General features: G+C 64.2%; 9 protein-coding genes. 8 read left to right on the forward strand and 1 reads right to left on the reverse strand.

Annotated features, from left to right (window positions below; all coding sequences use genetic code 11):
• Positions 1-64 precede the first annotated feature (64 nt).
• Complete coding sequence (locus ASD55_RS01005; RefSeq protein ID WP_056763087.1) at positions 65-3,232, forward strand: efflux RND transporter permease subunit; 3,168 nt, start codon at positions 65-67, stop codon at positions 3,230-3,232.
• Between the two features lie 86 nt (positions 3,233-3,318).
• Here the strand turns inward: ASD55_RS01005 and ASD55_RS01010 are convergent, their stop codons facing one another.
• Positions 3,319-8,259 carry an autotransporter-associated beta strand repeat-containing protein gene (locus ASD55_RS01010; RefSeq protein ID WP_162248770.1) on the reverse strand — a complete coding sequence of 1,647 codons (4,941 nt, stop codon included), beginning with the start codon at positions 8,257-8,259 and terminating at the stop codon, positions 3,319-3,321.
• A gap of 239 nt (positions 8,260-8,498) precedes the next feature.
• Here ASD55_RS01010 and ASD55_RS01015 point away from each other — a divergent pair, with 239 nt between their 5' ends.
• The 7 genes from ASD55_RS01015 to ASD55_RS01040 all read left to right on the forward strand — a co-directional run bounded on the left by ASD55_RS01015 (position 8,499) and on the right by ASD55_RS01040 (position 15,895).
• Positions 8,499-9,212: a transposase gene (locus ASD55_RS01015; RefSeq protein ID WP_056764382.1), complete on the forward strand. Its 714-nt coding sequence runs from the start codon at positions 8,499-8,501 to the stop codon at positions 9,210-9,212.
• Positions 9,213-9,411: 199 nt separating this feature from the next.
• Positions 9,412-10,098, forward strand: a complete 687-nt coding sequence (locus ASD55_RS18235) for a hypothetical protein (RefSeq protein ID WP_157598723.1) — start codon at positions 9,412-9,414, stop codon at positions 10,096-10,098.
• Between the two features lie 826 nt (positions 10,099-10,924).
• The gene (locus tag ASD55_RS01020) at positions 10,925-12,541 is read left to right on the forward strand and encodes a sulfotransferase (protein ID WP_056763097.1); all 1,617 of its coding nucleotides are present in this window, start codon (positions 10,925-10,927) and stop codon (positions 12,539-12,541) included.
• A gap of 260 nt (positions 12,542-12,801) precedes the next feature.
• Positions 12,802-14,514: a lysophospholipid acyltransferase family protein gene (locus ASD55_RS01025; protein WP_056763099.1), complete on the forward strand. Its 1,713-nt coding sequence runs from the start codon at positions 12,802-12,804 to the stop codon at positions 14,512-14,514.
• A 267-nt stretch (positions 14,515-14,781) separates the two neighbouring features.
• A complete protein-coding gene (locus tag ASD55_RS01030; RefSeq protein WP_056763101.1) occupies positions 14,782-15,261 on the forward strand; it encodes a helix-turn-helix transcriptional regulator in 480 nt (159 codons plus the stop codon).
• The gene (locus ASD55_RS01035; RefSeq protein ID WP_056763103.1) at positions 15,258-15,683 is read left to right on the forward strand and encodes a VOC family protein; all 426 of its coding nucleotides are present in this window, start codon (positions 15,258-15,260) and stop codon (positions 15,681-15,683) included. Before ASD55_RS01030 ends, ASD55_RS01035 begins: the two co-directional genes overlap by 4 nt.
• Positions 15,680-15,895, forward strand: a complete 216-nt coding sequence (locus ASD55_RS01040; protein ID WP_056763105.1) for a hypothetical protein — start codon at positions 15,680-15,682, stop codon at positions 15,893-15,895. Before ASD55_RS01035 ends, ASD55_RS01040 begins: the two co-directional genes overlap by 4 nt.
• Positions 15,896-15,902: the final 7 nt, after the last annotated feature.

Genomic DNA, 15,902 nt, shown 5'->3' on the forward strand with positions numbered 1-15,902 from the left:
TGAACGGAACTCTCGCCTTGCACGTCGCCACCTTGCTTCGCCGCCGCCTGCGGGGGCCGGCGCGATGAATGTCTTTGCGCCACTGATCCGCCGCCCGGTCGGCACCTCGCTGCTGGCCATCGGCCTGATGCTGGCCGGCCTGTGGGCCTACCTGCTGCTCGGCGTGGCCGCGCTGCCGTCGCTGGATTTCCCCGGCGTCTACGTGGTGGCCAACCAGCCCGGCGCCAGCGCGCAAACCATGGCCAACACCGTGCTGGCGCCGCTGGAGCGGCACCTGGGGCGGATTCCCGGCATCGACGAGATGTACGGCAACGCCAGCGAGGGCTCGGCCTCGGTGATGGTGCGCTTCACCATGGACCGCACCGCCGACAGCGCCGCCCGCGACGTGCAGGCGGCGATCAACGCCGCCGCGGTCGACCTGCCCAGCGGGATGCCTTCGCCGCCGCAGTATTTCAAGTTCGACACCTCGCAGATCCCGATCCTGTTCATCACGCTGACCTCCAGCGGGATGCCGCAGGACCAGCTGTTCGACCTGGCCGACACCTTGCTGAAACCCGCGGTGGCGCAGATCGATGGCGTGGCCCAGGTGCAGGTGTTCGGCGGTACCCCGCATGCGGTGCGGATCGAACTGGACACCGCCGCGCTGGCGGCCAAGAACCTCACCGCCAACGATGTGGCCAACGCGCTGCGCGCGGCCAACGTCACCTCGCCGCAGGGCATGCTCAGCGACGGCCGCACCCGGATGACGGTCAGCGCCACCGACGGCCTGCAGTCTCCGGCCGAGTTCGCGCACCTGCTGATCTCGGTGAAGAACGGCACGCCGGTGCGGCTGTCCGACGTGGCGAAGGTGTACAGCGGCCAGCAGGACGAATACCAGGCCGCCTGGTTCAACGACCAGCACACCGTGGGCCTGCAGATCAGCAAGCGGCCGGAAGCGAACGCGGTGGCCACGGTGGAGGCGATCCGCGCCCGCCTGCCGCAGTTGCGCGCGTCGCTGCCCTCGAACATCGAGATGTCGCCGGTGTTCGACCTCACCCAGACCACCAAGTCGGCGCTGCACGAGGTGCAGGTGGCGCTGCTGATCTCGATCGTGATGGTGGTGCTGGTGATGCTGCTGTTCCTGCGTCGGCTGCGGCCGACCCTGATCGCCACGCTCAGCGTGCCGCTGTCGCTGGCCGGCGCCTTCGTGGTGATGTGGACGCTGGGCTACACGCTGAACACCTTGTCGCTGGTGGCGCTGGTGCTGTGCATCGGCTTCGTGGTGGACGACGCGATCGTGGTGATCGAGAACATCGTGCGCCACATGGAACGGGGCGAGCCGCCGATGGCGGCGGCGCTGACCGGCGTGCGCGAGATCGGTTTCACGGTGATTTCGATCACCCTGTCGCTGGTGGCGGTGTTCGCGCCGCTGCTGTTCGGCAACAACATGCTGGTGATGCTGCTGCGCGAGTTCTCGGTGACGCTGACCGCGGCGGTGGTGATCTCGGCGCTGGTCTCGCTGACCCTGACGCCGGCCCTTTGCGCGTGGATGCTGGAACACGAACCGGCCACCCGCAAGCCGCCGGGCCGGATCGAACGGGCGGTGGAGAGCTTCGATCGCCGCTTGTCGCGGGCCTATGAAAGCGCGCTGGACTGGGCGATGCACCATCGCCGCATCATGCGTTGGCAGCCGCTGCTGCTGCTGTTCCTCACCTTCGCGCTCGGTTTCGCCGTGGCCAAGACCGCCGGCGGCACCTTCATGCCCGACGAGGACACCGGCCAGCTGCAGGTCGACGTCAACGCCGACGCCAACATCTCGCCGGCGCAGATGACCGAGCGCACGCTGGCGGTGGCGAAGATCATGCAGGCCGACCCGGCCGTGCTCGACCAGCTGACCATGCTGGGCGGCAACAACGCCGGCGGCGCGGTGGGCAACAGCGCGCAGATGTTCGTCGACCTGAAGCCCCGCGGCCACGGCCCCGGCCAGCGCGAGGAAGGCATCAAGCAGGTGGTCGAGCGGCTGTCGAAGCAGTACGACCAACTGGCCGGCGTGAAAGTCTCGGTCAGCGCGGCGCAGTTCCTGGGCGGCGGTGGCAGCGGCGACGGCGGCGGCCAGTACGAATTCCAGCTGGTCAGCAACAACGGCGAGGACCTGCAGCCGTGGGTGCTGAAGATGGTGCGGCAGATGCGGTCCATCAAGGAATTCCGCGACGTCGGCAGCAACTTCGACCAGGTCGGCAAGCAGCAGCTGCTGAAGATCGACCGCGAGGCGGCGGCGCGCCTGCACGTGGGCGTGGGCACGATCGACTCGGCGCTGTACAACTCGTTTGGCCAGCGCCAGGTCTCGCAGATCTATTCCGACATCAACCAGTACGCGGTGGTGCTCAGCGCCGCCGCGGCGCAGACGGTGAGCCCGGAGTCGCTGCTGAACATCCGCGTGCGCAACGAGCAGGGCCTGATGATCCCGCTGTCCGCGCTGGCCACCATCGCGCCGAACATCGCCCCGCTGCGGGTGCGCCATCACAACCAGCTGGAAGCGTCCACCATCACCTACAACCTGGCCAAGGACGTGCCGCAGGACCGCGGCGTGAAACTGGTCGAGCAGGCCGCCTTCGCGGTGGGCCTGCCGAACGGCATGAAGGTCGAGTACACCGGCGCCAACGAGCGCCTGCAGAAGTTCCAGTCCAACGGCATGGTGCTGCTGTTCGGCTCGATCCTGGCGATGTACATCGTGCTGGGCATTCTCTACGAAAGCCTCGGCCACCCGCTGACCATCCTGTCCACCCTTCCCGCCGCGGGCGCCGGTGCCTTCCTCGCGATGCTGGTGACCCAGACGCAGATCTCGATGATGGCGATCATCGCGATCCTGATGCTCATAGGCATCGTCAAGAAAAACGCGATCCTGATGGTCGATTTCGCCCTCGTTGCCGAACGCGAACGCGGCCTGTCCGCGCCCGAGGCGATCCGCGAAGCGGCACTGGTGCGCTTCCGCCCGATCACCATGACCACCCTGGTCGCGATGGGCGCCGCGCTGCCGCTGGCGATCGGCTTCGGCATCGGCTCGGAAATGCGCCAGCCGCTGGGCATCGCCATCGTCGGCGGCCTGCTGGTGTCACAGCTGCTGACCTTGCTGAGCACCCCGGCGATCTACCTGTGGAATCACGACCGCAAGATCCGCAAGGCAGCGCGCAAGGCGCGCCGGGCGGAGAAGAAGCGGCTCAAGGCGCTCGGTGGGACGCAGACGGCGAGTTGATCCGCCTGTGTCATGACAGTCGATCGCCGTGCACCCGGGCCTGCCGGAGCAATGCCCGGGTCTGGTCCACGCCGAGCGTTGCGGTCTTAAAACGCCATGCTCAGACGTGCCGACAGCATCTGCGCATGGTTGCGCTGGCCGGTTTCATAGTCGTAGCCGAACTTCAGCGCCGTACGAGCCGACAGCTTCGCATCCAGCCCCACGCCGAACAGGCCGCTGTAGCGCGACAGGCCAATACCTGCCAGAGGTTGCCATTGCTGCAGGCCAACGAAGCTGGCATTGAACACTTCGCCGCGTGCAGCCAGGGTGCGCTGCCACTGTGCGCGCGCGTTGAAATCCACGCTGCGGCCATCCTGGAGATCCCAGTGATGGCCGGCGCGCAAGCCGAGGCCGGCTTGCCAACGATCCAGCGTCTGCGCGTTGCTGCGCAAACCAAAACCGCCCGCGCCCTGTTCGGAGAAGCCATCGCGATCGATGCGCGCGTACTGCACATTGACGAACGGCGTGACGTGGCTGTCGCCGCGGCCGAAATGCAGGCCGCTCTCGCCATAGGCCACGTCGTAGCGGCCGTTGTACTGGGTCCGCACGCCCTGCGCGCTCTCGCCCAGCAAGACCTGCCGGCTGACATCCTGCTGGAAACGGCCGAAGCCGACGCGACCCTGCGTGTACCAGTTTCCGTTGAGCCAGCCCGCATACATCATGCCTTCGGTGCTGCGGCTGATGTCGTGGTCGAAACTCTGGTCCAGCCGTTGCTGGCCACGGCTCTGGCCAAACGCGTAACCGGCCACGCCGGAGCGGCCAATCGGGCGGTCGCTGCCGACCAGCCAGCCGTTCAACTGGAAGCCGACGCTGTCGAAGCCGGTGCGCGCCATGTCGCCACCGACGTTGAGGTTGTGCATCCACATGCCAAAGCCGGTGCCCTTGTCGAGCAGGTTGTCGAAGCGATCCGACAACGCGCGACTGGACGCATCGATGGCCTGGAAGGTCATCGCCGCGCTGGCCGCATGCAACTGGCCGGACAGGCTTTGCAGCGAGGCCTGCGCAGCCTGCAGGGTGGGCGCCTGCTGGAACTGGCCGGCGGCATGCACGAAGTCGCTCGACGCGCTGGCGGTTTCCCCCGCCGCGATCTCGTGGTTCAGCTGTTCGAAAGCACCTTGCACGCGCCGCGCGCTGCCCATCGAGGCCGCGGTATAGCTCACCCCATGACCAGCGGCTGCCTTGGTCACATCAAGGCCGGTGGTGTCCAGCCATACACTGTTGGCGTCGTAATTGAGGGTCGTCGCCGTAAACACCACGCCAGCGTCCTTGACCAACTGGTCGAAGGTGCCGCTGACGCCACCGGCTGCCGTAAGGACATTGGTGTGCGTGTTGCTGACATAGCCACTGTCGGCAACAGTCACCTCCAGCGTTCCCCCATTGAGGGTGGTGGTGCCGGTTACATCGAGCTTGCTGCCCAGGCTGACGGCCAAGGTGCCGGTGGATGACTGGGTGTAGTTACCGCCGACTGTGGAGTCACCGTCGTGAACGGCTATCTTGCCGGCATTGGAGAGATTGCCTGCCACACCCGGTACGCCACGGCTCGTGCCGCCACTTGCGTAACCGTCGAGTACCGCGCCTTCTCCCACCGTGACATTGCCAGGCAGGATTTCTGCCGTTTGCAGGGTGCCATCATTGACTGTGGTACCTCCGGTGTACGTGTTGGCGGTTTTCAAAATCAACTTGTACGCACCGCGTTTCACCAGGGATCCCGATCCCGTCATTGCCCCGCTAAAGACCAAGTCGTTGCCTGCGTCAAACACCAATGCGCCGTTGTCGACAATGTCTACATTCATCTCATGGGAGGAGGCAAGCAGCCCACCGTTGCCGAGTTTCACGGTGCCGCGTTGAATTTCGATCGTACCGCCGAAAGTTCCCGTCTGCCCGCCCGTAAGTGTCAGCGTGCCCGTACCCGCTTGAACGAGCGAGCCGTAGATGCCATTCACCACCTCTTGCGTGAACAGTACATCGCCCGAAAACACTACGTCATCGCTCCGATTGAACACGAGCGAGGAGTACTGTCCAATCGTGACAAGGGCTGGGCCAAGAGTGCCGCGTGTTCCTCCATTCCCAACTTGCAGGGTACCGCCCTTCGATACGGAAATTCCGCCGGTATACGTATTGGTACCCGTTAACGTCAACGTGCCCTGGCCAATCTGATAAACGAAGGCAGGCCCGCTGATGACGCCTCCATACTCCAGGTTGTCGCTGCGATCGAATAACAGCGTTCCATTGGCCGATACATCGCCAACGATTGACCCCGTCGTACCGCCGTCACCAATCTTCAATTGTCCATAGAGGATCTCGGTGCCCCCGGTGTAGGTATTGGCGCCAGTCAAGACCAGTCGGTTGCGTGCACCCTGTACAACCAGCTTGCCGTTGCCACTGATCACCCCCCCATACGTACCCGTGTACATGCTGAAAGCTTCGTGATCAAACACGAGCGTTCCGTTGTTCGTGACGTTTCCAACGATCGATCCAATCGCACCACCATTTCCAATCTGCAATGTGCCTTGGCTGATCGTCGTGCCACCGGTGTAGGTGTTGGCACCTGTCAGGGTCAACCTCCCTGTTCCGGCCTGCATCAACGAACCACTACCGCTGACGATGCCGTTGAAGATGATGTCATCGCTGCGGTTGAACAGCAGGGCCCCGTTATTTGTTACGTCACCGGTGATCGAACCAGTCGTGCCGCCATTGCCGATCTGCAACGTGCCGCTGCTGAGCGTAGTGCCGCCGGTGTACGTGTTGGTGCCACCCAGCACCAGCGTGCCGGCGTCGGTCTTGACCAGTGTTGAGTCGCCAGCGAGCGAACTGTTGATGGTGGCCTTGTAGCCTGCACCAGCAGTCGTACCGTCACCGACGCGGATGATCGAGTGCGTAGGGTCGTCAACGCTGCCGACGAGATAGATCGCATCGCCCTGAACCACATAGCCATCGCTGGCGAACTGCATGCCGGCCGTGTCGATGTCGCCGTTGCTGTCGTCCACGGTTACCGTACCCGGCGTGGACTGAAACACGGCAAAGGAGTGGTCACCAAAGGAGGCATTGATTGCACCGCTGGCGTCGGTCCAGTTGTTTGCCGTGAGCGAACTGCCACTCTCCCAGATGCCGCTGCCACCGTCGATCGCGTTGTTCCCTTTGGGGCCGGCGTCGCCGTCCCAGAAACTGAAGGTCATCCCTTGGGTGTTGACCAGGTTGATCTGCTGCGCCAGCCCGGTCTGCACCAGCAGGTTGGAGGATGGGAGGCTGCCCAGGGTCAAGCCGTTGTTGGTCAGCGTGCCGGCGTAGTTGAACAAGCGGTAGACGCCTGGATCGAACTCGCCGCCCGGCGCGACACCAACGTTGAGGGAGCCGTCCAGCACAAGGTTGCCACGGACGTTGATGAGATCGCCCAGCTGGCCCCCGGCCGTGGTGGAAAGGTCAAAGTCGTAGTCGAGCCTCGAGTCGGCAGACAGCCGAAGGTCGCCATCGACGGTAAGCGTGCCGATGGCACCTTTGCTGCCCGGCGCCAGGATGGCTCCATCGGACAGGGTGACGTTGCCGCCCAAGGTGCCCATGCCGCCCAGGATGGCGCCGTTGGATACGGTGGTCGCGCCGGTGGCGGCCGACTGGTCGCCGTCAATATACAAACTGCCGGCGGTGACCTGGGTGGTACCGATGTAGCCGTTGGTGCCGGTGAGAGTGAGTGCGCCGTTGCCGGCCTTGATCAGGCCACCGGTACCTGTGATCTTGCCGGCGAAGCCGTGATCGTCGGAGCGATCGAAGGCCAGCAGACCGTCGTTGTTGACATCGCCGACGATGCTACCGGTCGTGCCACCGTTCCCTAGCTGCAAGATGCCGTTGCTGATCGTGGTGCCGCCGGTGTACGTGTTGGCGCCCGACAGGATCAATGTCCCTGTGCCGGCCTGCAGCAGCGAGCCACTGCCGCTGGCGATGCCGTCGAAGCTCACATCATCGCTGCGGTTGAACACCAGCGAGCCGTTATTCGTCACATTGCCGGTGATCGAGCCTGTGGTGCCGCCATTGCCGAGCTGCAAGGTGCCGTTGCTGATCGTGGTTCCGCCGGTGTAGGTGTTGGCACCGGTCAGACCCAGCGTCCCCGCGCCGGCTTGAAGCAACGAGCCACTGCCGCTGATGAGGCCGTTGAAGCTCACGTCGTCGCTGCGGTTGAACACCAGCGATCCGTCATTCGTCACATTGCCGATGATCGAACCGGTGGTGCCGCCGTTGCCGAGCTGCAAGGTGCCGTTCCTGATCGTGGTTCCGCCGGCGTATGTGTTGGCACCGGTCAGAACTAGCGTCCCCGCGCCGGCTTGAAGCAACGAGCCACTGCCGCTGATGAGGCCGTTGAAGGTCACGTCGTCGCTGCGGTTGAACACCAGCGAGCCGTTATTCGTCACATTGCCGATGATCGAACCGGTGGTGCCGCCATTGCCGAGCTGCAAGGTGCCGGTGCTGATCGTGGTGCCGCCGGTGTAGGTGTTGGGCCCGGTCAGAATCAGCGTCCTCGCGCCTGCCTGCAGTAGCGAACCGCTGCCGCTGACGATGCCGTTGAAAGTCACGTCGTCGCTGCGGTCGAACACGAGCGACGCATTGTTCGTTACATCGCCGGTGATCGAACCGGTGGTGCCGCCGTTGCCGATCTGCAGCGTGCCCAGGTTGATTCTGGTACCGCCGGTATAAGTGTCCGTGCCGGTCAACACCAGCGTGCCGGTGCCACTTTTAATGAGGTTGACCGCGCCGCCGATGTCGTCTGACAAGACGGTGACGTCGTCGGAACCGACGACGATCTCGCCACCGTTAAAACCCGTGCCACCTGTCGGTGGGGGTACGGGTGGTGTGGGCCTGACGTTGGTGCCACCTCCGCCTCCGCCGCCACAGCCCGAAAGTCCAAGTGCCAGCGTCACGGCTAAAGCCATCGCACACGGCTTAAGCCAGAAGCCACCGATCTCGCGAGTCGGCGCGCCCATCCCCTGCAAGTTTTCCATGTGCTTCCCCCTGAAGTCGCAATATCCTGCCTCAAGAATCATCTGAGGGCCATGTGCGCTGCGGCAGATCGGATTCAGGGGCAAGGGAAAAGCTCAGGGATGGAATTTGGGTTGCAAGGGCAAAAGGGGGCAAAAGGGGTCAATGACATTATTCGACGAGGAGTGGTGGTCTGAGCTGATGATGGGGCTTGGTTCGGGCTGCGAGGATGGGGCTGGTCAGAAGATGGCGGGAGGCCGTCATGCCACGTCAGCGCCGTCTGGACTTGCCCGGGGTTCCGCAACACGTCATCCAGCGCGGGAACAATCGCCAGCCGTGCTTCCTGCGCGTGCAGGACTACCGGTGCTACCTGAGTCAGCTCGGTGAGGCAGCGCTGGCACAGGGTTGTCGAGTCCACGCTTATGTATTGATGACCAACCACGTGCACCTGCTGATGACACCGGAGGTGACCGGTGCCGTCGCGCGAACGATGCAAGCTCTCGGTCGCCGCTATGTGAGTTACTTCAATGCGACCTATCGGCGCAGCGGCACGCTTTGGGAGGGGCGCTACAAGTCCTGCCTGATCGACAGCGAGCGCTACCTGCTCACTTGCTACCGCTACATCGAGCTCAGCCCCGTGCGCGCCGCGATGGTGGAGGCGCCGAGCGACTACGCCTGGTCAAGCTACCGCGCCAACGCGGAGGGCGTGACCGACCGTCTCGTTCACCCGCACGACGAGTATGCTCAGTTGGGTGCGACAGTTGATGAGCGGTGCGCTGCCTATCGTGCCTTGTTTCTTGAAGCGATCGGGGAGGATCGAATGAGCGAGATTCGCGCTTACGTGCAACAGCAGCGCGCCCTGGGAAGCAGCCGGTTTCAAGACGCCATTGAAGCAGAACTGCGACGCGTCGCGACAATAAGGCCGCGAGGCTGGCCGCCAGGGAAGGCCCGAGCTACCGGGATCGGTCGTGAATAATGTCTCTGACCCCTTTTGCCCTACCCCTTTTGCCCTCTTTTGCCCTTGAGTGCCAATAACTCGTTACTCTTCATTACCGAGCATGAGTTCGTGCATATAAACCTTCATTCTGCCAACGGCCCAGAAGGAGAGGGTGTTGCAAATTTTTGGGCGAGTAAGGCGGTAAATTTATATATACGTAATGGAGGGCACTGATCACATGACACACATCATATCTTCCAAGTCGATTTTGGTAGCTTCAGCGCGAAAATCGTGGGCTGTACCGCTATTTTTTATTGCACTTATGGGATGGATGACTACTCCGACTGCCTCCGCCGGTCAATTCAATCAGCTTGCTCACGCAAAGTATATGTTCATTGGGGTTGTCACTGAAGCGAAGGTGGAGGCTCGGGCCGATTCTGCCTCAGGAGTGGCTGAAGGATCAAAGCGTTCATCGCGAGGAACATACTACGTAAAAGCCTTGGTGTCGCCGCAGCGAACATTGACAGACGCACCGAAAGGTCCCATGGGCAGCCAAAATGTATATGTCTGCGCAGCTGATATATCTGTCAGAGCTACTTATCTCTTTATTCTCGGCGATCCTGATGAAAAGAGGGGGTGCTTCCATTCCGTACCTTTCTTGCTTGGTGCGTTACCAGGTAAGTCGTCAAACAGCAGTATTGTTTTAACGGCGGACACTATTTTCATGATGCCCGAATCGCCAAATTTGGATCAGTTTCCCATTGCAATGCCGGATGCTAACGTTAGCGGGGACTTCTGCAAACGAAAAATTGTGGTGTTGCATAGCTACATGGACCTTCATGTCTTCTTGCGCTTGCTTAAAGAAGAAAGAGCAAAAGGAACGAACAAAAACCAATCAAAGGCAATCAAAGGGGACGGAGCCTGAGGTTTCCCTACGAATCCCCTCGATCAATCAACACGTTGCACGCGGACTGAAGGAACAGTGCGCGCATGATGCGGTCATTCCTCACGGGTTACGAAGCCAGAGCGGAAACCTTGGGGTCACCATTTCGCCGCCAAGGTCAATAGGCACGCAAAAACCCGTCTCCGTCCTGCGTCGGAGATGGTGATGTCCCGTCTTGCCGCTGACCACCAGCCGCTGTATTTCATGCGGCGCGAAGATCGCGCCAGTCACCGTTCTGGTTAGAGCCGTGTCAGCGGCCCTTGCAGCTTGCCAAACACTCATCGGTCATCGCTGTCCTCAAAGGCATGGCAATCAAAGGAGACGGAGTTAGTTAAGTCTCGCTCGTTGATCCTGGTCGCCCGCACGGACGGCAGACAGCGGGCCGCCCGAGGGTCATTTCCGCCATGCGCTTAAACCGCTCTTCGCCCAGTGCGCCCCCTGACTCACGTGTTGCGGGATGCGCGCAAGGTCATCTCCCCTCATGCCTTCCCGCAACCACGTCGATAGTCTTCCCCTGCTCTTCGGAGCTGCAGCCCGCGCCAGGCAGGGCGCGCAGCGCAACCAGCGTCATGGGATTTGCCCGAGATGCGCGTGAACGCCTGACCAGCTATAGCCTTGCGCGCCTGCGGTGATGGCGGCACAAACAGGATCCAGTCCGATGGTTGTAGGCTGATGCGGTTTGCCGGCGATGGTGCCGGTCATTGGCGGGCAGGGGCATTCAATTGCCCCGTCTTCTGGATGGGAGTCGGGTTGTCATGGTCGTGAAGGTTTGGTGCGGGATGTGTGCGAGCGCCGCGGGGCATGTCTCATGAGACAGGCGGACAACGAAAAGGGCGCACATGAGCGGCCATCGTCCTTCACCTTGAATGTCGGCGAGCAGTTGCGCGAGGTGGATCGACTGGCCCAGCTGGGCGAACTTGCGGAAGCGTCGCGATTGATCGACGGGCTGCTGGCGGGACAGCCAGGGCGAGCGGAGCTTCTTCAGCGCAAGGCCAGGTACAGCATCCAGCAGGGAAGGCCGAAAGACGCGATTCCCGCTTTGCGTTCGCTGTTGCTGCAATTCCCGGATGTCGCGGCCCTGCATAACAGTCTGGGGGCGGCTTATGCCGGATGCTCGGATCACCGGGAGGCGATCGGCTGTTTCGACCGTGCGTGTGCGCTCGCACCGCAACGCTCGGACTACTGGTACAACCTGGCACGTGCGCATGACGCCGTGGGAGATGCGGAGGCGGTGAAGAAGGCCTGCGACCAAGCCATCGCACTCGTGCCGGAGCCGGAGACCTGCACTCTTCGTGGCAACAACCTGCGCATCCTGGGTCAGCTGGATGCCGCCGAGGCCGACTTCAGGGCGGCCCTGCAGCTTCGCCCCGGCCTGCTCGCCGCCTGGGTCGGACTGCTCGGCTTGAAGTCGGTGCGCCTGGATGACGCGGAACTCGAGCTTATCGGCGAGCTGTATCGTCAATCCGCCCCGGGCACTGCGGAGCACGCGGGCTGGGGCTTCATTTATGGTCAGGCGCTGGAGGCCGCGAAACGTTACCCCGAGGCATTTCCGATCCTGGTCGAAGCGAATGCCTCGAAAGCGGCCCTGGTGCGCTGGCAGCCCGCCGAGCTGTCGACGTTTGTCGACGCTGCGGTGGCAGGCTTCTCCGGGGCCATCGGGCAGGCGTCGGATGCCTCGCTGGGACGGGAAGTCATCTTCGTGGTGGGCATGGCGCGGTCCGGCTCGACCCTCACCGAACAGATTCTCGGCGCGCATCCGCAGGTCGAAGGCGCCGGCGAGCTGCTGGATGTCCATGCCGTGCTGGCGGGCGAATCGGAGCGGCGGGGGGAGGCCATGCCGGGGTGGGCGGCCAAGGCCACCGGGGACGACTGGGCCCGCCTGGGACGGGAATATCTCGCGAGAACCGCCGCATGGCGCCGGTCGAAACCGGTGTTCACCGACAAGCAACTGGACAACTGGCGCTACGTGGGGGCCATCCGCGCGATGCTGCCTTCGGCAAGGTTCGTCTATTGTCGCCGTGATCCCGTCGAGACCTGCTGGAGCTGCTTCAAGCACTCCTTTCTTGGAAGCGAGGCGGCGTATACCTACGACCTTCGCCATCTGGCAGCCTACAGTGCCGACATGTCGAGATTGATGCGCTTCTGGGAACAGCGGCATGCCGGGTCGATCCACGAGCAGGTGCATGAAACCTTCCTGGCCGATTCGGAGGCCGGGATCCGCGCATTGCTCGATCATTGCCGGCTGCCGTTCGATGCCGCGTGCCTGAGCTTTGACCGCTCCACGCGCGCCGTGCGCACGGCGAGCGCAGGTCAGGTGCGCCGGCCGCTCAGTGCCGCGACGAAGGTCTCCGCGTGTTACGGCCCGTTGCTCGATCCGTTGCGCACCGCGCTGCGCGACAGCGGCGTGGCATTTGCGGACGCCTGACGGCCAAGGCGGCCAGGGGATCGGCTTCATTTGCCGAGCATCAGGTCGCAGGTTCACGGTGGCGCCTTCCTGCACGCAGTGACGTGGCCAGCCTCCGCAAGTTCGCCGCCTTAGAATGGCGTTGGCGTCGTGAACCGGCATGCAGGTAACGCTGGCCGTTCGGCCTGATGAAGCCAGGCGGTGCCATGCCCCGGCGGCGTCACCGACCGATTGTCACAATCCCCCTGCACGATGGCGGCAGTCGATTCGAGGACACCGTCATGCTGAGTATCGAGCAGTCACTGGTCGAGCGCCTGCCGTGGCTCGCGCAGTATCCGGCCATCCGTCGCCCGGTGTCGGGCATGCTGGGGCGGTTGGCCGACGAGGACGGTTTCAATCGCGTGTTGAGCCGGGTCGGCGCGGCCGAGGGTTTCGATTTTGTCGAGCGCGTGCTGGATGTGCTGGGCACCAGCTATCAGCTCAACCTGCGCGAACGCGAACACATCCCGCTGGAGGGTCCCCTGCTGGTGGTGGCCAATCATCCGCTGGGCATGCAGGACGCGCTGGCGCTGCTGCAGCTGATCGGTTCGGTGCGACCGGATGTGCGCATCCTCGGCAACGACTGGCTGGCGACGGTGCCGCAGCTGGGCCGGCTGCTGCTGCCGGTGGACGTGTTCGGCAAGGGCGCGGCATCGCAGCTGCGCGGGATCTACCGCGCACTCGACGACGGCCAGGCGCTGATCATCTTTCCCGCCGGCGAGGTCTCGCGGATGCGCCCCGACGGCGTGCGTGACGGGCGCTGGTCGGACGGCTTTGCGCGGCTGGCACTGCGGCGAAATGTACCGGTGTTGCCGGTGCACGTGGCCGCGCGCAATTCGACGATGTTCTACGGCATGTCGATGCTGGCCAAGCCGCTGAGCACGGCGATGCTGCCGCGCGAGGCGGTGGCGCCGGGCAGCCGGCGCATCGGTTTCAGCATCGGCGCGCTGGTGGCGGCGAACGAGCTTGCACAGCGCAGCGGTGGCTCGCCGACGCAGGCGGCCAGGTTGATGCGACGGCATGTGTATCGGGTCGGCCGGCGTCGTGGGCTGATCTTCGGTGGCCAGGCGCCGTTGGCGCATCCGGAGCCGGCCGGGCAGGTGGCGGCCGAATTGGCGCGTGCCGAGCTGCTGGCCGAACTCAACGATGGCAAGCAACTGCTGTTGCTCAAGGGCGGTGCCGACAGCGCGGTGCTGCGCGAGATCGGCCGCCTGCGCGAGCTGACCTTCCGCAAGGTCGGCGAGGGCGTGGGCGCGCGTCGCGACCTGGATGCGTTCGATCCGCACTACGAGCATCTGGTGTTGTGGGATGGCAAGGAGTTGCGCATCGCCGGGTCGTACCGGTTTGGCCACGGCGGCAAGCTGCTGGCCGAACGGGGCATGCAGGGCCTGTATACCTCCGGCCTGTTCGACTATTCGCCGGCGCTGGAATCGCGGCTGGCGCAGGGGCTGGAACTGGGGCGCAGTTTCATTGCGCCGGCGTACTGGCGCTCGCGCGCGCTGGACCAGTTGTGGCAGGGCATCGGCCTGTACCTGCAACGCCACCCCGGGCTGCGTTACCTGTTCGGTCCGGTGAGCATGTCGGTCAGCCTGCCGCGCGAGGCACGCGAATGGATCGCCGCCGCGCACCAGCATTATTTCGGCGCGCCGGGGCTGGCCGCGGCCAGGCAGCCGTTCGTGATTTCCGCGGAGGTCCGCCAGGGCGTGCGACAGGCGCTGGAAGGACTGGACGCACCCGCCGGTCTGGGCAAGCTGAAACATCATCTGGATGCGCTGGGCGTGAGCCTGCCGGTGCTGTACCGACAGTATGTCGACCTGGTCGAGCCGTCGGGCGCGCAGTTTCTGGACTTCGGCGAAGACCCCGGCTTCTCCGGCTGCGTCGACGGACTGGTGATGCTGGACCTGGCGGCACTCAAGCCCGCCAAGCGGGCGCGCTATCTGGGCAAGGCGGCCTGACGCCGACATCCGGAAACGCCCCTGAAATCGGGACGCCCCGGTCATCGCCGGGGCGTCGTCGTCAGAATGACAGGCTGAAGCGCGCGACATCATCTGCGCCTGATCGCGCTGGCCCATCTCTCAGTCGGCCGCCATGGCTGCCGGCCGACGGAACTGGCATGGCGCGACACGAGGACTTGCGCAATTCGTGCCCAGGGTCTGGTTCCGCCACCTTGCCAGACCTGGTCCGCGTTGTAGGCTCTGCGTTCACGAGATTGGCGAGGGCACATGGGCCAGAGTCCCGAACTGTTGCGGCGCTTGCTGCGGGCGAAGGACCGGATGGACGGGGCGCCCCACGAGGAGTGGCCGGTGCGCCGGCTGGCGCAGGTAAGCGCGGTGTCGGCGGCGCATTTTGCGCGCTCGTTCCGGGATGCGTTCGGCATGCCGCCGCACCGCTACCTGCTCACCCGCCGCATCGAGCGCGCCACGGCGCTGCTGCGCGATACCGATCTGGCGATCACCGAGGTCGCGCTGCAGACCGGCTGGAACAGCATTGGCACCTTCGGGCGGATTTTCCGCGACATCACCGGCGAGAGCCCGGGGGAGTTCCGCGCGCGCCAGCGGGTGATGCCGCATGGGCGCGGGCGCGTCCCGGAGTGCATCGTGCGCGCCGCGCATCGGCCCGATCTCAAGAGCGCAGTTTCGGAGAAGCGGCGCAGTGCGGTGACCGGTAAAAAGGCACTCCAATCCACGGAGGTTCCACCATGACCCAAGGTGTCGATGTAGCCGGACTGTATGTCCGCGATCAGGATGAAGCGCTCGCGTTCTATGTCGGGAAGCTGGGCTTTGTCGTCCATGCCGATGCGCGCAACGGCGACTATCGCTGGCTGACCGTGCGGCACCCGGAGCAGCCCTCGTTCCAGCTCGGCCTGTTCCGGCCGGGGCCGCCGATCCACGACGCGGCGACCGCGCAGACGCTCTGCGAAATGGTGGCCAAGGGCGCGATGCCGCCGCTGGTGCTGGTGGTGGACGATTGCCGGGCAGCCTGCGAACGGCTGCAGGCGCTCGGCGTGGAATTCACCCAGGAGCCGATCAGCCGCTATGGCACCGTCGACGCGGGCTTTCGCGACCCCTCGGGCAATGGCTGGAAGATGATCGAGGCGAAGGCGTCTGCGCAGGGGGCGTCGTGAGCGCGAGCCAGTGGATCCGGCAGAGCCACCGCTGGCTGTCGATCGTGTTCACGCTGACCGTGATCGCGAACTTCGCATGGCGCTGGACGAGCCCGCACGAACCGCCGGCGTGGCTGACCTACTCGCCGCTGCCACCGCTGTTCGCGCAGTTGTTCAGCGGTCTGTACCTGTTCGCGCTGCCGTATGTCGCGGGACGGCGTATCAAGGCGTGAGGCCGTA

Origin of the sequence: Rhodanobacter sp. Root561, from assembly GCF_001427365.1 — a bacterium.
In the GTDB taxonomy this organism is placed as follows: Bacteria; Pseudomonadota; Gammaproteobacteria; order Xanthomonadales; family Rhodanobacteraceae; genus Rhodanobacter.